General features: G+C 63.3%; 16 protein-coding genes. 11 read left to right on the forward strand and 5 right to left on the reverse strand.

Features of this window, described 5'->3' with window-relative positions; all coding sequences use genetic code 11:
* Window positions 1-18 precede the first annotated feature (18 nt).
* From PLN84_RS05070 to PLN84_RS05080, 3 genes are all read left to right on the forward strand, one after another.
* Complete coding sequence (locus PLN84_RS05070) at window positions 19-396, forward strand: helix-turn-helix domain-containing protein (RefSeq protein WP_292385430.1); 378 nt, start codon at window positions 19-21, stop codon at window positions 394-396.
* A complete protein-coding gene (locus PLN84_RS05075; RefSeq protein ID WP_292385431.1) occupies window positions 393-923 on the forward strand; it encodes a GNAT family N-acetyltransferase in 531 nt (176 codons plus the stop codon). The genes PLN84_RS05070 and PLN84_RS05075 overlap by 4 nt, the downstream gene beginning before the upstream one ends.
* Before the next feature lie 161 nt (window positions 924-1084).
* Window positions 1085-1798, forward strand: coding sequence for a DNA alkylation repair protein (locus PLN84_RS05080; RefSeq protein WP_292385432.1), 714 nt, complete (start codon window positions 1085-1087; stop codon window positions 1796-1798).
* A gap of 14 nt (window positions 1799-1812) precedes the next feature.
* On the opposite strand, the gene PLN84_RS05085 is transcribed toward PLN84_RS05080, so the two are convergent.
* Window positions 1813-2241 carry a pyridoxamine 5'-phosphate oxidase family protein gene (locus tag PLN84_RS05085; RefSeq protein WP_292385433.1) on the reverse strand — a complete coding sequence of 143 codons (429 nt, stop codon included), beginning with the start codon at window positions 2239-2241 and terminating at the stop codon, window positions 1813-1815.
* 255 nt (window positions 2242-2496) lie between these two features.
* On the opposite strand from PLN84_RS05085, the gene PLN84_RS05090 reads away from it, so the two are divergent.
* The 3 genes from PLN84_RS05090 to PLN84_RS05100 all read left to right on the forward strand — a co-directional run bounded on the left by PLN84_RS05090 (window position 2497) and on the right by PLN84_RS05100 (window position 5288).
* Complete coding sequence (locus tag PLN84_RS05090) at window positions 2497-3033, forward strand: hypothetical protein (protein ID WP_292385434.1); 537 nt, start codon at window positions 2497-2499, stop codon at window positions 3031-3033.
* Window positions 3034-3385: 352 nt separating this feature from the next.
* A complete protein-coding gene (locus PLN84_RS05095; protein ID WP_292385435.1) occupies window positions 3386-4543 on the forward strand; it encodes a TIGR04083 family peptide-modifying radical SAM enzyme in 1158 nt (385 codons plus the stop codon).
* Window positions 4544-4682: 139 nt separating this feature from the next.
* A complete protein-coding gene (locus PLN84_RS05100) occupies window positions 4683-5288 on the forward strand; it encodes a DUF998 domain-containing protein (RefSeq protein ID WP_292385436.1) in 606 nt (201 codons plus the stop codon).
* A 6-nt stretch (window positions 5289-5294) separates the two neighbouring features.
* Here the strand turns inward: PLN84_RS05100 and PLN84_RS05105 are convergent, their stop codons facing one another.
* The gene (locus tag PLN84_RS05105; protein WP_292385438.1) at window positions 5295-6098 is read right to left on the reverse strand and encodes a class I SAM-dependent methyltransferase; all 804 of its coding nucleotides are present in this window, start codon (window positions 6096-6098) and stop codon (window positions 5295-5297) included.
* Window positions 6099-6388: 290 nt separating this feature from the next.
* Here PLN84_RS05105 and PLN84_RS05110 point away from each other — a divergent pair, with 290 nt between their 5' ends.
* Window positions 6389-8140, forward strand: coding sequence for a histidine kinase N-terminal 7TM domain-containing protein (locus PLN84_RS05110; protein ID WP_292385440.1), 1752 nt, complete (start codon window positions 6389-6391; stop codon window positions 8138-8140).
* 113 nt (window positions 8141-8253) lie between these two features.
* Window positions 8254-9348 carry a ribosome small subunit-dependent GTPase A gene (gene rsgA / locus PLN84_RS05115; RefSeq protein ID WP_292385442.1) on the forward strand — a complete coding sequence of 365 codons (1095 nt, stop codon included), beginning with the start codon at window positions 8254-8256 and terminating at the stop codon, window positions 9346-9348.
* A gap of 8 nt (window positions 9349-9356) precedes the next feature.
* Here rsgA and PLN84_RS05120 read toward each other — a convergent pair whose 3' ends face one another.
* Window positions 9357-10106, reverse strand: coding sequence for a class I SAM-dependent methyltransferase (locus tag PLN84_RS05120; RefSeq protein ID WP_292385444.1), 750 nt, complete (start codon window positions 10104-10106; stop codon window positions 9357-9359).
* Window positions 10107-10213: 107 nt separating this feature from the next.
* On the opposite strand from PLN84_RS05120, the gene PLN84_RS05125 reads away from it, so the two are divergent.
* Window positions 10214-11407: a Xaa-Pro peptidase family protein gene (locus PLN84_RS05125; RefSeq protein WP_292385446.1), complete on the forward strand. Its 1194-nt coding sequence runs from the start codon at window positions 10214-10216 to the stop codon at window positions 11405-11407.
* Window positions 11408-11431: 24 nt separating this feature from the next.
* Here the strand turns inward: PLN84_RS05125 and PLN84_RS05130 are convergent, their stop codons facing one another.
* Entirely contained in the window at window positions 11432-12301 is an 870-nt protein-coding gene (locus PLN84_RS05130) for an alpha/beta hydrolase (RefSeq protein ID WP_292385447.1), read from the reverse strand.
* A 122-nt stretch (window positions 12302-12423) separates the two neighbouring features.
* On the opposite strand from PLN84_RS05130, the gene PLN84_RS05135 reads away from it, so the two are divergent.
* Window positions 12424-13263, forward strand: a complete 840-nt coding sequence (locus tag PLN84_RS05135; RefSeq protein ID WP_292385448.1) for a hypothetical protein — start codon at window positions 12424-12426, stop codon at window positions 13261-13263.
* Window positions 13264-13384: 121 nt separating this feature from the next.
* The gene (locus tag PLN84_RS05140) at window positions 13385-14185 is read left to right on the forward strand and encodes a class I SAM-dependent methyltransferase (protein WP_292385449.1); all 801 of its coding nucleotides are present in this window, start codon (window positions 13385-13387) and stop codon (window positions 14183-14185) included.
* Between the two features lie 65 nt (window positions 14186-14250).
* On the opposite strand, the gene PLN84_RS05145 is transcribed toward PLN84_RS05140, so the two are convergent.
* Window positions 14251-14640, reverse strand: coding sequence for a DUF3887 domain-containing protein (locus PLN84_RS05145; protein WP_292385450.1), 390 nt, complete (start codon window positions 14638-14640; stop codon window positions 14251-14253).
* Window positions 14641-14806 lie beyond the last annotated feature (166 nt).

A 14806-nucleotide genomic window follows, 5' to 3' on the forward strand; every position in this document is an offset into this window, starting at 1 on the left:
ACTTTCATTGGTGGAACCATGGCCTACACAAAGAACGGCAGGACCTTCCACTGCCCGGTCGAAGCGGCTCTCGACGTCATCGGCGGCAAGTGGAAAGCGCTCATCCTCTGGCACCTCTGCGACGGGGTCAAACGCTTCTCCGAACTGCAGCGGGAACTCCCCGGCGTCAACGCGAAGATGCTCACCCGGCAGCTCCGGGAACTGGAGGGGGACGGAGTCGTGCAGCGGACGGTCTACCCCGAGGTGCCGCCCCGGGTGGAGTACGCCGTCACCGAGTTCGGCAGGACCCTCCTCCCGATCCTGGAGGCGCTTTGCGCCTGGGGAACGCAGTATCTCGGCACCGACGATGCAGCACCGGCCCGGTGCCCGGCAAAAGCAGGGACGGAGAGAGTATGACCGCACCGGCGCCGTCCATCGAGTACCGCACCACGGACATCGCCGGCATCGACGTCATCCGCCCGCTCTGGAACCGGATCTGCGAGCACCACCGCGTCCGTGCGCGGACGTTCCGGGCCTTCTTCGAGCACACGACCTTCGACGAGCGGAAGGCGCACTTTGTCCGGTGTGCAGAGACCGGAGACCTGCGGGTCGACCAGGCCTGTGATCCGGCGGCGGACCGGTGCGTCGCCTACTGCGTAACCTCGCTCTCGGCAGAGCGCATCGGGGAGATCGAGTCGCTCTACGTCGACGAGACCTACCGCTCGCAGGGTATCGGCACGGCACTCGTCCGCCGGGCGCTTATGTGGCTGGACGAGAACGGCTCGGTCGAGAACCGGGTGGCGGTCGCCGACGGAAACGAGGAGGCCTTCCCGTTCTACCGGAGGTTCGGGTTCTATCCCCGCCGAACGGTGCTCGAACAGGTTCGGGAGAGTGCACCCTCCCGACCGGCCGGAGACGCGGGATCTCCCGGCCGGCAGCCATGATCTTCCGATAAACCCCGCTTTTTTATTCGCCCGCAGGGCCACTGGAGCAGAGTCCGACCCAGGGTTGCATGTCGCCATCGAGTATGCTCCGCGCACGGATTGAGCGGCAGAGGGATACGAGTGCCGTATTGTTTATCCCCCTTCCCCCCGTACACCTGCATATGGACACGGTCGTCGAAGCGATACGGGAGGAGTTCGCGGCGCACGCGGACCCAGAGATCCGGGAGAAAGGCCGGCGGTTCTTCAAGGAGGAGGTCCGGTGCTACGGGATGAAGACGGCAACCGGAATCGCGATCGCAAAGAAGTACTGGAAGGAGGTCAAAGCCCGCGAGAAGCGGGAGATCTTCTCCCTCTGCGAGGAACTCTACTCGTCGGGGATGATGGAGGAGGCGTTCGTCGTCTCCCAGTGGGCCCAGCAGCTCGCCGACCGTTACGAACCCGGTGATATCACCATCTTCCGCCACTGGATTGAGACCTATATCACCAACTGGGCCACCTGCGACGGCCTCTGCAACCATGCCGTCGGGGACTATGTCGTCCGGTACCCGGAAGCGATCGACGAGCTGAAGCGCTGGACGCAGTCAAAGAACCGCTGGATGCGGCGGGCGGCGGCGGTCTCGCTGATCGTGCCGGCAAAGCACGGGGAGTTCCTCGACGAGGCCATTGCGATCGCCGATCTCCTCCTCACCGATACGGACGACATGGTGCAGAAAGGCTACGGGTGGCTCCTCAAGGAGGCGAGCAGGAAGCACACGGACGAGGTATTCCGCTACGTGATGGCGAACAAGAGAGCCATGCCCCGGACGGCTCTGCGGTACGCGATCGAACTGATGCCGAAGGAGTTGAAGGCGGAAGCGATGAAAAAGGATTGGTGAGGGGATGGCGAGGCTCAGAACCTGACGCGGGGTGCCTCGGCCTCCCGCATGTTGTACTCCATCGTCCAGAAGTAAGCCTCGCCGTGTGCCACGCGGAAGACGGCAAGTTTCGGGTCGGCGGGGCCGGAGAGACCGATCTGGAGGAGCCAAGGCCGCTCGCGAACCAGCCGCTCTTTTAAGGCCGGATCCTCGACAACCTCGATCTCACCCGCGACCCGCATCATCTGCCCTGCGTCGCCGGGCTCGTAGAAACAGAGCTCGACCTTCGGGTTCTTTACGAGCTGCTGCCAGACGGCCTTCGGCGTCCCGGTGTGGTAGTAGAACCCGGTCTCATCGGCAAACCACATGGCAAACGCCCGGACCCGGGGCTGGTCGCCGTCCATTGTCGCGATGTAGGTCACGGGGTTGGCGTTTGCAAATTTCACGCAGTCAGAGAAGTCCATTCTTCTTCCTCATACATCCATACGGAGGGGGAGCAGAAAATGGTTCCGGGACTGTCGTTACCCCGGCAACTGTTGCGCAGTGCCGAATCGGTGGCAGTAGATTCTGTTTTTTGCATCAAATGCAACGTTTAACGGCGAAATACCAGAACGAACTCCGGGAAGGCAGCGGATGTTTAGAAACCTTTTAGTGGGCACCGTACCCAGTCTGAATCGGAGTTGTGTGTTTTGACGCAGCAAAACATTCCGACCAAGTTAGTGGTCGGTATCATTGCCCTGATCGTCGTTGTTGCAGGGCTTTTGATGGTACTCTCCCCCGGAGGGGAGAGTCCTGCCCCGGCAGAGACCATGCAGGACGAGTTGAAGGCTCTTGCGGTGGAGGCTGCGGGCATGATCGACGGCGACGCCCTCGCCGCGCTCAAGCCGGGCGACGAGACCACACCGGAGTTCACCGCCATCCGCGACCGGCTCGCGGCCTTCCGGGACGCAAATACCGGGGTCCTCTACGTCTACACGATGCGCAACGTCAATGATACCATCGAGTATGTCGTGGATGCGGACTACAGGCCCGGCGACACACCCGCGATAGGCAGCACCTACCGGCCTACGGACGATGACTCCAGGCTGCTCGCCGGGTTTGCCGGCCCCTCTGCAGAGAGCGAACTTTCCACTGAAGAGTGGGACAACACGACCGCCACCATCATCTCCGGGTATGCTCCCGTGAAGGACTCGACCGGCGCCATCGTCGGGATTGTGGGCGTCGATATGGGGAGTTCGGTCGCCAAGAAGGCGTAGGACCGGTACACGATCGAGGGGGTAACGGGCGCCGATATCTCGGCGTCGCCGTCCCCATCGCGGACGAGGTGACGTCGCCCGATCATCGGTGAAGCAAGCGAACAAACTCGCGGCGGGGATCGGGAGAGCCCCTCTCACGCGATCTTCCCCGCGACCGAGAACGAGTTCGATCCTGTTTGTGATGAATCGTGCAGCCCGGGCTGCACTCATTCGCTGTAGTCCCCGGAGGCATCTGCTCACCCGGGCGAGCACGGTGCACAACGGCCCGTCATACCGAGACGCCTGCCGCGGCTGCAGGTGTCAGCACCCATATGAATAGGTTTTAACATCTTTTGAGGAGAAGCTCGGTACAATGAAGAGCCCCTTTCACGTCATGATCATCCCCACGCTCGGTTGTCCGTCCAGATGCCACTACTGCTGGAGTTCTGATGAAGGGTCTCCGATCATGAGTATCGAGACGGTCCGGGAGATAGCGGCGTGGCTCAAGGACTACCGGTCCGACCAGGTCACCATCACCTTCCACGGGGGGGAACCGCTCCTCGCCGGCGCGGAGTTCTACCGGCAGGCGCTCCCCATCCTCTCCGGGGCCCTCGCCCGTCTTGCACCGACGTTCGCCCTGCAGAGCAACCTCTGGCTGCTCACCCCGGAGATGGCGAAGATCTTTGCAGAATACCATATCCCCATCGGTTCCAGCATCGACGGCCCCGAGGCGATCACCGACGCACAGAGAGGGAAGGGATACTATCAAAAAACCATGCGGGGGTATGAGATCGCGACGGCAAACGGGCTTGAGGTCCGGTTCATCTGCACGTTCACCAACAAGTCGGTCGAGCAGAAGGAGGAGATCGTCAACTTCTTCCTCAAGAGCGGGTTTCCCCTCAAACTCCACCCGGCGCTGCCGTCGCTCCGGAGCGAGAACCCAAAAGAGTGGGCGCTCGAGCCGGAGGAGTACGGGAAACTGCTGGTTTACCTCCTCGATACATACCTTGAGAACCTCGGCAAGATCGAGATCATGAACATCAACGACCTCTGCAAGTGCATCTTCACCCGGCACGGGACCGTCTGCACATTCGTCGACTGCATGGGAACCACCCTTGCCGTCGGGCCGGACGGGAGCATATACCCCTGCTACCGCTTCGTCGGGATGCCTGAGTACGTGATGGGGAACGTCCGCGACCGTCCCACGCAGGAAGACCTCGCCCGGTCGGATGCCTGGAAACTGATGCACGCGTTCAAGGACTACGTCGACCGCGAATGCGCCGGGTGCGCCCACATCAGGTACTGCCGGGGCGGGTGCCCCTACAACGCGATAGCCCCCACGAACGGCGAGGTCCGGGGAGTGGATCCCCATTGCACCGCCTACAAGCGGATATTCGACGAGATCACCGACCGGCTGAACAGCGAGATGTTCGGATCCGCCGATATGGGGATGGGCGGGTTCGGCCCGCGGTCCCGGAGGAAAGGGAAACCGGGGATCATGGCAATCCTGCAGACGATGGCGACAAAATGAGCGCCGTGGCTGCTCATTTCTCCTGACCGGCCCTCTGCCGGAGTAGGGCCGTTCACCCGAGTCCGGCCGCTCTGCAAACCCCCATCACGGTCCGGGCCAGTGCAGGAATTATTATGGGAGAGGCTCCACCTCCTTAAGCATGCGCAGGTTCGATCTCACGGAGAGCAGCCGGACGATTGCAGGCGTACTGCTCTTTCTGCTCCCGGTCCAGTTTATGATGGCTCTCATGGTCGGCGCGGCCATGGCACCCGGGTACAGCATCAACACGAACGCGATCAGCGACCTCGGCGTGATCGGCGCGACGGCATGGCTTTTCAACGGCTCCCTCTTCCTTGCAGGCCTCCTGAACATCATCAGCGGCTACCTCCTCTACCGCTTCTACGGCAGAGGCTGGATCTTTCCCCTTTTCGCCCTCGCGGGCATCGGTGCACTGGGTGCCGCCGTCTTTACGCTGGCTATCCCCGGGATCCACGGCCTCTTTGCGCTTATGGCCTTCATCTTCTTCAATATCCAGGCAATCGCCGGCGCCACCCTGGTCCGGGGACCTATAAGAGCGATCGCGATCATCGCAGGCGTCCTGGGTCTCGTCTTCCTGGTGACGCATGCGGCAAGCGATTTCGGTATCATGAACCTCTACGGCCCCATCGGTCACGGCGGGTCGGAGCGGATGATCGTCTACCCCGCGCTCTTCTGGCTTGCGGGGTTCGGGGGATACCTCATGGCACCGGTTACGGGGAAGCGGTGAGGGAGGCTACCTCCTTCCCGTCGCCTTGAAGAACGTGTAGCAGAAGACTCCGTCCGATCCTGCGGTCCGGTAGAGGTCGGTTACTCCCCGCTCCCAGTCCTCCCGGCTCATCATCCCCCGGCCCACCGCGTCATCGCCGACGCCCTCGACCATGGCGGTGAAGGTCAGCCGCGTGAACCCGCGGGCGAGGTCCGGCCGGGAAGCGTCCACGTAGACCATCCGCGGCGAGACGCGAACGTCGCGGTAGCCGGAGCCGGTGACAAGGGGATAGAGTTCCCGCCCGATCAGGGCGTTGCCGCCCATCTCCCGCTGGAGGTCGACGAGGCACCCGATCGCCCGGCGGGCGTAGTCGCTGTCCGGGTGGAAGAATGCCGAGCCGTGGTCTCCCTCGATCGCCGTGATCGTGCCGCCTTCGCGGAGGAGCGGGCGGAGGCGTTCGAGCGCACGGCGGGGGTCCGCCAGGTGTTCGAGGACGAAGCAGAGGAAGATGTGGTCGAAACTCCCCGGTTCGTAGGGGAGGGCGAAGATATCCCCGGCCTCGAACGTGACGTTCGTGATGCCTTCCGCCAGAACGCGCCTCTCTGCCTCGCCAAGCGATGCCTCGGAGATATCGACCGACGTGATCCGGGCCTCCGGGCTGTTTCTCGCCAGGATGACCGTCTGGGCGCCGGTGCCGCACCCGGCCTCGAGCACCCTCGAGCCTGCCGGGTACCGGGTGTCGCCGTGCAGGAGCCCGGTCAGGGTCTCCGCCTGGTCGCGCAGCCGTTCCGCTTCCCGCCCCGTGTAGCCGTGGACGTAGTTGCCGTTCATACCGTTTCCCTGCAGGAGTTATAACGTGAGCCCGCTATTAAGCGTCTGTGGTAAGCCGCACGGCGCGGGAAGACCGTGCCTGCACGGACCGGATCCACAAGAGCGTTTGCGGTGCCCCGGCAGGCTCATTTTTATTCACCTGAGATCTCTAGCACCGATCAAAAAGCAAAGCGTTTTCCCGGGAACAGGGTAATAATACCCACAGCAGTCCCCCGATGATCCCCCATGTTAATCTGGACCGGAGCAGGATGGCCCGGGAAAGACCGGGCGGTGCAGGGACGTGAGCGGCCGTGTCTGACATCTTCACGATCTTCTTTCTGATCCTGGTCGGGTTCTGCGCTGTCTCGGCATTCACCACCTACGGTCTCGGGATGTATGCTTTTGCGCAAAACCCCTCGTCGGCCGTCAACCGCCTCTTCCTTGCAGTAACGCTCTCGGCAACCTGCTGGGCCATCGGGGAGTTCCTCTTCTGGCATTCGGCCGGTTACGAAGGCAGCCTCTTCTGGCTGAGGGCCAGTTCCTTTTGGGTCTTTGTCGCCGTCTTCACCGCCCACTTTACACTCACCTTCACCAACCACCCCCTCGCCCGGAAGAATAAACGTGGTATTCTCCTCGTTTCTCTGTACCTGCCCGCCCTGCTCTTTACGCTGCTCGGTCTCTTCACCGACCAGATCTACACGGTGACGCTCCAGCCGGGAACGGGGTATGTCTACCTGTCCTCCGCAGGACCTATCTCCCTGGCCGCGAAGGCCTACGTCTCACTGGTGATGGTCTGGGCGGTATACGCCGGTATTTCGTCCTGGCGGAGAGTGCGTCCGGGGAGGATCCGGCGCCAGAACCGGCTCGTCGGTATCGGCACCGCAACCGTCGTCGTTTTCGGCGCTCTCTCTGGACTGATCCTCCCGACCTTCGGGATCTACACCGTCAATCTCGTCTTCATCGGTATCGTCGTCTTCTCCCTGCTCATCGCCCACGCCATCCACAGATATGGGATGTTCACCCTGAGTCCCCAGACGGCGGTCCCGGAGATCCTCAGGACGATGCCCGACGGCCTTGTCCTTACCGATATGGACGGCAGGATCATCGCGACGAATGCGGCGGCCGCGGAGGTCTTCGGCGTAGCCGAGGGGGATCTTTCCGAACAGCCGGTCGGGCGGTTCATTCCCGATACGGCGTACGCCGCGATCAGGACCGCCGTCACGCAGCAGGGGAGGTTTTCGGATCTGGAGGTGGTGACCGACGGCAAGAAGAACCGCGTTCTCAGCATCGCCGGGGCACCTGTCAGCGACCCGGATGGAGAACCTGCCGGTGTTGTCCTGATAATCAGGGATATCACCGGCCGGAGAGCAGCCGAAACCGCCCTCCGGACTGCCAACCAGAAACTGTCACTCTTATCCCAGCTGACCTGCCACGACATCGGCAACGACGTCACCGGGCTTTCCTGGTACCTGAGCCTCCTCTCAGAGGACCGGATGCATCACGACGGCGATGTGTATCTATCCCGATCCATCGAGGCCGCAGAGAGGATCAAGAAACATCTCCAGTTCTCCCGCGAATACCAGATGATCGGCGTGTACCAGCCGGTCTGGCAGCCGCTTGAGACGATGATCGAGCATGCCGTCAGCGCCATTCACCATCCCGGGATTGAGATCTCCGTCCGGACCGCCCCGGTGGAGATTTATGCCGATCCGCTCTCGCCCAAAGTCGTATACAACCTGCTCGAGAACGCGCTCCGGCACGGGGGGGAACTCACCAGGATCGAGATAACAGCCTGCGAGCAGGCCGACGGGACGCTCACCATAACGTTCGAGGACGATGGGCCCGGGGTTCCGGACGACGAGAAAGAGCAGATCTTCCGCTACGGTTACGGGAAGAACACCGGCTTCGGGCTGGCTTTTTCCCGGGACATCCTTTCCGTAACCGAGATCGGGATCCGGGAGACGGGGACGGCGAGCCGGGGGGCCCGGTTTGAGATTCTGGTTCCTCCCCGGGCATGGCGGGCGGTTGCGAGGAAAGAGGGCGGTCCGTGCACGGATGGATGATGCAAGCACGCAGGCATGGGGGCTGCCACAGAGAAGACCCTGCGGTCAAGGATCGCGACCGCAAAGCACTTTACGCCTCCGATGCCACCCCTGTCACGGAGGCCCGGTCATTTATGAGCCAACCCACTTCCCAATGCGGACAACAGCATCGCTATACGCTGAAAGAACTTGGCTGGACTGAGGAACACGATGCGGCATTCTCGAAATACGCCGGCCCCTATCTCGCCGGCCGCGTGGCCTGTCGGCAGAAGACCGTATGGGACGTGCTTGTCGACGGGGGATCGGTCACGGCCGGGATCTCCGGGGCACTCCGGAGACTTGGCCGGTTCCCCGCGGTGGGGGACTTCGTCGTCCTGCTCCGTCAGCCGGAGACCGGCACCTCGATGATCGTCGATATCCTCTCGCAGAAGACCCGGTTTACGCGGGGAAGCGCGGGGCGCGAGGGAACCGACCAGGTCATCGCGGCGAATATCGATACGGTCTTCATCGTCACGGCCGCCGGCCGTGACCTCAACCCCCGCCGGATCGAGCGCTTTCTCGCGATCGCCCACGCGTCAGGCGCCTTCCCGGTCATCGTCATTAACAAGTCCGATCTCGCAGACGACCCTACAACGCTCGCCGACGAGATTGCTTCGGCCTCTCCCGGCATACCGGTCATTCCCATCAGCGCCGTGAGCGGGGAGGGAGTCGACCGGCTCGACCCGTATCTCCCGCCGCGAAGAACGGTCGCCCTCATCGGCTCGTCGGGCGTCGGCAAGTCCACCCTGATCAACCGGCTCATGGGCCGGCCGGTGCAGGAGACCTCGGATACCCGGGACTATGACGGCAAAGGGCGGCACACCACGACCGTCCGCCAGCTCTTCGTCCTTGACGGCGGGGCGCTCATGATCGACAACCCCGGCCTGCGGGAGGTCGGGATCGGGACGGCTTTTGCCGGCATCGCCGACACATTCCCCGACATCCTCGAAGTCGCAGAGGGCTGCAGGTTCTCGGACTGCCGGCACGAGGGGGAGCCGGGCTGTGCGGTGCAGGCGGCCGTCGCGGCCGGGACCCTCCCCGCGGCACGGCTGGAGAGTTATCAGAGGCTCGTGCAGGAACTCGCGTTCGAGCAGGCGAAAGCGGAGATAGGGCTTGTAAGGCTTGAAAAGAAACGCTGGAAGGCGATCGGCAAGATTCAGAGGGATATCGGGAAGATGAAGGGAGAGTAACGGCCTCCCTATGCTCTCTTCCGCAGAATGAAGAACTCGTAGCCGTACTCGCTGCCGTGTTCCCGGTGGAGGGCGATCTCCCGCTCCTCGAACGCGATGAGGCCTTCCGCTTCAGGGTTGCCGGCGACTTTCGACCGCAGGTCCGCGAGCCGTTCGATCATCGGCGTGTAGTAATCGTCCCACCACGCTGATGCCGGGAGCGGGAAGGTCGCGACGACCTCGTAGCCGGCGTCTTCGGCGATCGCGCGGTTCGCCGGGACCGTTGTTATCGCCGGGTAGCACTCGTTCCAGAACGCCGCCGCCTCCGGCGAGGGTTCTTCAACGAACCAGGCGGCCTCGGTGAGGCAGAGGTAGCCGCCCGGCCGGAGGAGCCTCCTCCACGAGACGAGCCCTTCCCGGAACCCCATGATGAAGATCGAGCCCTCCGCCCAGAGGACGTCAAACGATCCGTCGGAGAACGGCAGGTCGTCCATCGAGGCGCGGACCGTGGTGATCCGGTCTCCCACCCCCGCCGATGCCGCGCTCCCGGCAAGTTGATCGAGGTAGGGCTGGTGGACGTCGGTGGCGGTGATGCGGCAGCCGGGACAGATCCGGGCGAGTTCGACGGTCTGCATCCCGGCCCCGCACCCGATATCCAGGATCGCCGGTTGGGCCGAAAGATCGGTAAGCATCGAGAAGGCCTTCCGTGTACAGGCATTGCTCCCCGGCCCCTGGCGGGGCAGGTTCTCGTGCATGGTAAAGATAAAGGGAGTATCCATGATAGGTATGCGTGCGCCGTGCGATCGCATAAACCCGCACGGAGCGGCATCCAGCCGCCCGGGCCCGTCCGGTCATAGTTAATAGCATCGCCGCAGAGATCATGGGTATGGAGCGAAAGACCCCTGCCTCCGAACTCCGGGACCGCATGGAGCGGTTCCGGCTCCGCATGGACACGGAAGACCCGTCGTGGGAGTTTTCTGCTATCTTTGGCAGGGTGAACCAGTTCTACCTCACCGGGACGATGCAGGACGGCGTTCTCCTCGTCCCCAAAAACGGCGAGGCCGTGCTCTGGGTGCGCAGGAGCCTTGAGAGGGCGCTCGACGAGTCGTTCTTCCCCGATATCCGGCCGATGAAGAGTTTCCGCGACGCCGCGGCCGGGATGGGGGCGTGCCCGGCGACGGTCCACGTGGAGACGGAGACGGTGCCCCTCGCGCTGCTCGAGCGGTTCCGGAAGTACTTCCCCTTCCGCGAGACGAGGTCGCTCGATGCGCAGGCAACGGTGGTCCGGGCGAAGAAGAGCGCTTACGAACTCTCTCTCATGGAGCGGGCGGGGAAGATCCACCGGCACGTCCTCGAGGACGTCGTCCCCGCAATGCTCCGCGAGGGGATGAGCGAGGCCGAGCTCGGCGGCGAGGTCTTTGCCCGCATGGTCCGGGAAGGGCATCATGGCATCGCCCGGTTCGGTAGGTTCGGGACGGAGATGATCCTCGGCCAGCTCGGTTTCGGGGAGAACTCCCTCTACCCGACCAGTTTCGACGGGCCGGGCGGGTGCCGGGGAGCGGCCCCCGGCGCCCCGGTCCTCGGCAGCCACGACCGGAAACTTCAGAGCGGAGATCTGGTCTTTGTCGACTGCGCCTGTGGGGTGCAGGGCTACCACACCGACAAGACCGTGACGTATATGTTCTGGGGATCGGTCCCCGAAGAGGCGGCAGAGGCCCATTACCGGTGCGTGGAGGTGCAGGATAGAACGGCCGCGATGCTCCGGCCAGGACTCCGGCCCTCCGAGATCTACGAGACGATACTCGGCGGCCTGGAGCCCGCGTTCCTCGAGAACTTCATGGGCTACGGAGGCCGGCGGGCGCAGTTCCTGGGCCACGGGATCGGCCTCGCCGTGGACGAGGCGCCTGCGATCGCGAGAGGGTTCGATGAGCCGCTCGAAGAAGGGATGGTCTTTGCCCTCGAGCCCAAGAAGGGGGTCCGGGGCGTCGGGATGGTCGGGATCGAGAACACCTTCGTGGTCACCCGCGGCGGGGGCCGGTGCATCACCGGCAAGAACGCCGGGCTGGTCCCGGTTGGGTGAGGGGGAGGAACCCCTCCCGCCCGTTCAGGAGAGCCCGGCAACCGGTTCCATCGGCTGGGCCTTCTCCCCGAGGAAGTCCAGCAGCTCCCGGTTGACCCTGTCGGCATGGGTCCAGGTGATCCCGTGCGGCCCGCCCTCGACCACCACGAGACGGCTCCCCCTGACCAGTTCGTGGGTGCGCTTCCCCGAGGCGGCGAGGGGGACGATCCGGTCTGCATCGCCGTGGATGACGAGGACCGGCACGTCGATGCTCGCAAGGTCGCCCCGGAAGTCGGTCAGCCACGCAGAGACGCTGTCGAGTGTGCCCACAGGAGAGGCGGCGGCCGCTACATTCCAGCTGAGGCGGACAACCTCGTCGCTCACCCGGTCGCCCCCATAGACGTCGACGTTGTAGAAGTCCGAGAGGAACCCGGAGAGGAACGCCGGGCGGTCGGCGGCGATGCTCTCCATGATCCCGTCGAAGGTGCTGCCCTCGACGCCTTCGGGGTTGTCGGCCGTCTTTAAGAGGAACGGCGGGATCGCGGATATGAAGACCGCCCGCTCCACGCGATCGCTCCCGTAGGTGCCGAGATAACGGGCGACCTCGCCCCCGCCCATCGAGAACCCGACGAGCGTGGCGTCGGCGAGGTCGAGTTCCGTCATGATCTTGTGCAGGTCTTCTGCCAGGGTATCGTAGTCGTAGCCGGTGGCCGGCCGGCTTGAGTTCCCAAACCCCCTCCGGTCGTAGGCGACGACGCGGTAGCCCGCATCAAGCAATACCGGCACCTGCTTCTCCCAGGACTTGCTCGAGAGCGGCCAGCCGTGAACCAGGACGACCGGCTCGCCCCTGCCGTGGTCCTCGTAGTAGAGGTCGATGGTGCCCGAATTCTCCTTACCAACGGTGATGTAGGACATGAAAACCTCCTCTTCTGCGGGCTCCCGACACCGGCCATGGCATATATAGTTGTGGGGCGGAGACGGGCCCGGAGAGAATCGAAGGGCATAATACCAGCAACTCCCTGACACCCTGATAGGCGATGGTAAATCTATCAAAGGCGCTGAAGGTGGTGCTCGTCGTGGCAGTCGTCCTCGCCGCACTCCTGTTCGGCTTCATAGCGCTGGTCATGGGGTCTCTGGACCGGTCCGCGGAAGAGAGTTTTCAGTCCTCCTACAGTTATGAACTGAAGATCTCCACGTCGGGCCCCATTGAGAATGCGGTCCTCCTGCTCCCCCTCCCGTCCCGCTACGATCCGGACTCCGGGACAAACGTGACTCCCGTCAACCTCTCTCGCGCCTATTTCCGCAACTTCGACAGGAGCGATATCTCGGTACGGATCGAGGATGTCGACGGGATTCCCATGCTGAACATCTCGGCCGACCGGCTCGCTCCCATCTACAAAAACCGCATCGAGCCGATAGCGATCATGCCGGGGCAGAACGAGTCCGAACTCCCGGAGCCGACCCATATCTACTCCGACAGGTATTCGGCAGAGACGCCGGTGCTCGTCGATATGGAACTCTCCATGCTCGATACCGACCCCGGCCACGAGATCGAGACCAGAACCCCGGTAGGGGCCGAACCCCTCTTTATGCCGTACCGGGTCGTCGGCACCGTCAGCAGGTCCGACGACGAGTATTACTATCTGGGCCCCGGGGCGTCCGGGTATATCATCGAGGTGCCGGTAATCCTCTCGTTCGATGCGGCCGAAGGGAATGTTCTCACCATCACATCGGAGTTTCACGGGAGAAACGAGTGGTGGGTTCTCGGCTGGCAGTATAACACCTATTTCGAGAGGATATCCCACGAGTTCAGGGGGCCGTGCAACGGCACTTACCCGGTGAGGGGCGTTCTCGTGACGGGCGAGGGTGTATACTGAGCCCCCTCACAGAGCCGCACCCCATAACGAAAACACTAAATACTCGCCTGAGATTCAAGAGTGAGTCAAGCGGGGTGAGTTCACGCACGATTCGGACTATCAACGCGACGCCTGGGACGAGGTGAATGCACGGCACCACCGCCATCCGCTCAGGGCGGTGATCAGCGTCGACGACCTGAACAACGCCTACATCGACGGCAGCCAGAAGCGCCTCGTCTCAAGGGCGGTGAGGCTCGAGCCGCACTACTCCGTGCTCGACTACGGGTGCGGCGTCGGCCGGTGGACGCTCTGGTTCGCCCCGCAGGTGCACCGCGTCGTCGGGGTGGACCTCTCGCCGAAGATGGTGGAAGCGGCACGGCAGGCGGCGGACGAGGCGGGCATCCAGAACGCCGAGCACCATGCCCTCGACGGCATGCCGCTGGCCTTCGAGGACGGCGTGTTCGACCTCGTCAATGCCGTCTGGGTCCTGCGGTATATCGTCGACGACGACGAACTCGCACGCACCGTAGAGGAGATCTGCCGTGTTGTCCGGCCGGGGGGGTATGTCACGCTCATCGAGATGATCGCGAAGAATGAGCCGGAGTTCAAGGAGCACGAGGGCGATTTCAGCGGGGCGGCAGTGTACCGGAGGCTGGAGCAGTACCGGTCGCTCTTTGAGGGATGCGGCATGGCGATGAAGGTGAGCGCGGTCTCGAGCGCATCGCCCCTCTACTGGCCGTTCGTCGCCGTCCGCGACGCCGCAAGACGCCGGGGCCTGCCGGACCCGTTCTCGTCCCTGGCTTCCTCGATCGTTTCTCTGAGCCTCGCGGGCGAGAGCCTGACGGCCGGGCTGATGCAGCTCCTGGCCGACCGCGACCTTGTCCGATGCCGGCACCGCTTCCTCTGCTTCAAGAAGCCTGAGGATGATGACACCGGCGGATAGCGGGGCACGGCGGGAACGCCCTCCTTGTAGGTCCCGATCATCCGCAGTTCTGCCGGTGAAGCGCCTCAACTACGCAGCATCGGGGAGTAGAACCAGAGCCCGGAGAGCTGGTGCGACTCGTCGCCCTTCCGGAAGACGAGCCGGAGACTCACCCCATCCTCCCGCTCGAAGTTCGCCCTGTAGGTTACGGTGATATACTCGCCCCTCTCCGTAACGACGGGGTTATCTCTGGAGACATAGAACCCTAACCTGGATGTGACGAATTCGCGGTACACCGTATACTTGCCTTCATCGAAGCCTAAAAGGACGTTGTCGGCGATCGGGTCCGCATATTCAAGCACCCGCGCCTTCTCCTCATCGGATACCACGGTCTCCTGGCTCATGCAGCCGCATGCAGAGACCCCGACAAGGATGACCAGAACGGCAAGCGACGATACCCGAGGGAGGTTCATCATACAGAGTCGAACCGGGGGGTGATTAATTTGCGGGTCGGAACGCCGAGGGGTCGTGTTCGGCGGGGACGGCGCCACACTGATGGCAGGAGATCTCCTGGCCCCCTTCAAACCGCGTTGAAAACCCTTAGCGAACAACCATCCCTTCGACATAAAACACCTCTTTTTA

This window comes from Methanoculleus sp. (genome assembly GCF_035363275.1).
Taxonomy (GTDB): domain Archaea; phylum Halobacteriota; class Methanomicrobia; order Methanomicrobiales; family Methanoculleaceae; genus Methanoculleus.

What these genes read in the sequence shown, in the direction of transcription:
- PLN84_RS05070 (WP_292385430.1), top strand. Translation starts at nt 19, where the DNA reads ATGGCCTACACAAAGAACGGCAGGACCTTCCACTGCCCGGTCGAAGCG.
- PLN84_RS05075 (WP_292385431.1), top strand. Translation starts at nt 393, where the DNA reads ATGACCGCACCGGCGCCGTCCATCGAGTACCGCACCACGGACATCGCC.
- PLN84_RS05080 (WP_292385432.1), top strand. Translation starts at nt 1,085, where the DNA reads ATGGACACGGTCGTCGAAGCGATACGGGAGGAGTTCGCGGCGCACGCG.
- PLN84_RS05085 (WP_292385433.1), bottom strand. Translation starts at nt 2,241, where the DNA reads ATGGACTTCTCTGACTGCGTGAAATTTGCAAACGCCAACCCCGTGACC.
- PLN84_RS05095 (WP_292385435.1), top strand. Translation starts at nt 3,386, where the DNA reads ATGAAGAGCCCCTTTCACGTCATGATCATCCCCACGCTCGGTTGTCCG.
- PLN84_RS05100 (WP_292385436.1), top strand. Translation starts at nt 4,683, where the DNA reads ATGCGCAGGTTCGATCTCACGGAGAGCAGCCGGACGATTGCAGGCGTA.
- PLN84_RS05105 (WP_292385438.1), bottom strand. Translation starts at nt 6,098, where the DNA reads ATGAACGGCAACTACGTCCACGGCTACACGGGGCGGGAAGCGGAACGG.
- rsgA (WP_292385442.1), top strand. Translation starts at nt 8,254, where the DNA reads ATGAGCCAACCCACTTCCCAATGCGGACAACAGCATCGCTATACGCTG.
- PLN84_RS05120 (WP_292385444.1), bottom strand. Translation starts at nt 10,106, where the DNA reads ATGGATACTCCCTTTATCTTTACCATGCACGAGAACCTGCCCCGCCAG.
- PLN84_RS05125 (WP_292385446.1), top strand. Translation starts at nt 10,214, where the DNA reads ATGGAGCGAAAGACCCCTGCCTCCGAACTCCGGGACCGCATGGAGCGG.
- PLN84_RS05130 (WP_292385447.1), bottom strand. Translation starts at nt 12,301, where the DNA reads ATGTCCTACATCACCGTTGGTAAGGAGAATTCGGGCACCATCGACCTC.
- PLN84_RS05135 (WP_292385448.1), top strand. Translation starts at nt 12,424, where the DNA reads ATGGTAAATCTATCAAAGGCGCTGAAGGTGGTGCTCGTCGTGGCAGTC.
- PLN84_RS05145 (WP_292385450.1), bottom strand. Translation starts at nt 14,640, where the DNA reads ATGATGAACCTCCCTCGGGTATCGTCGCTTGCCGTTCTGGTCATCCTT.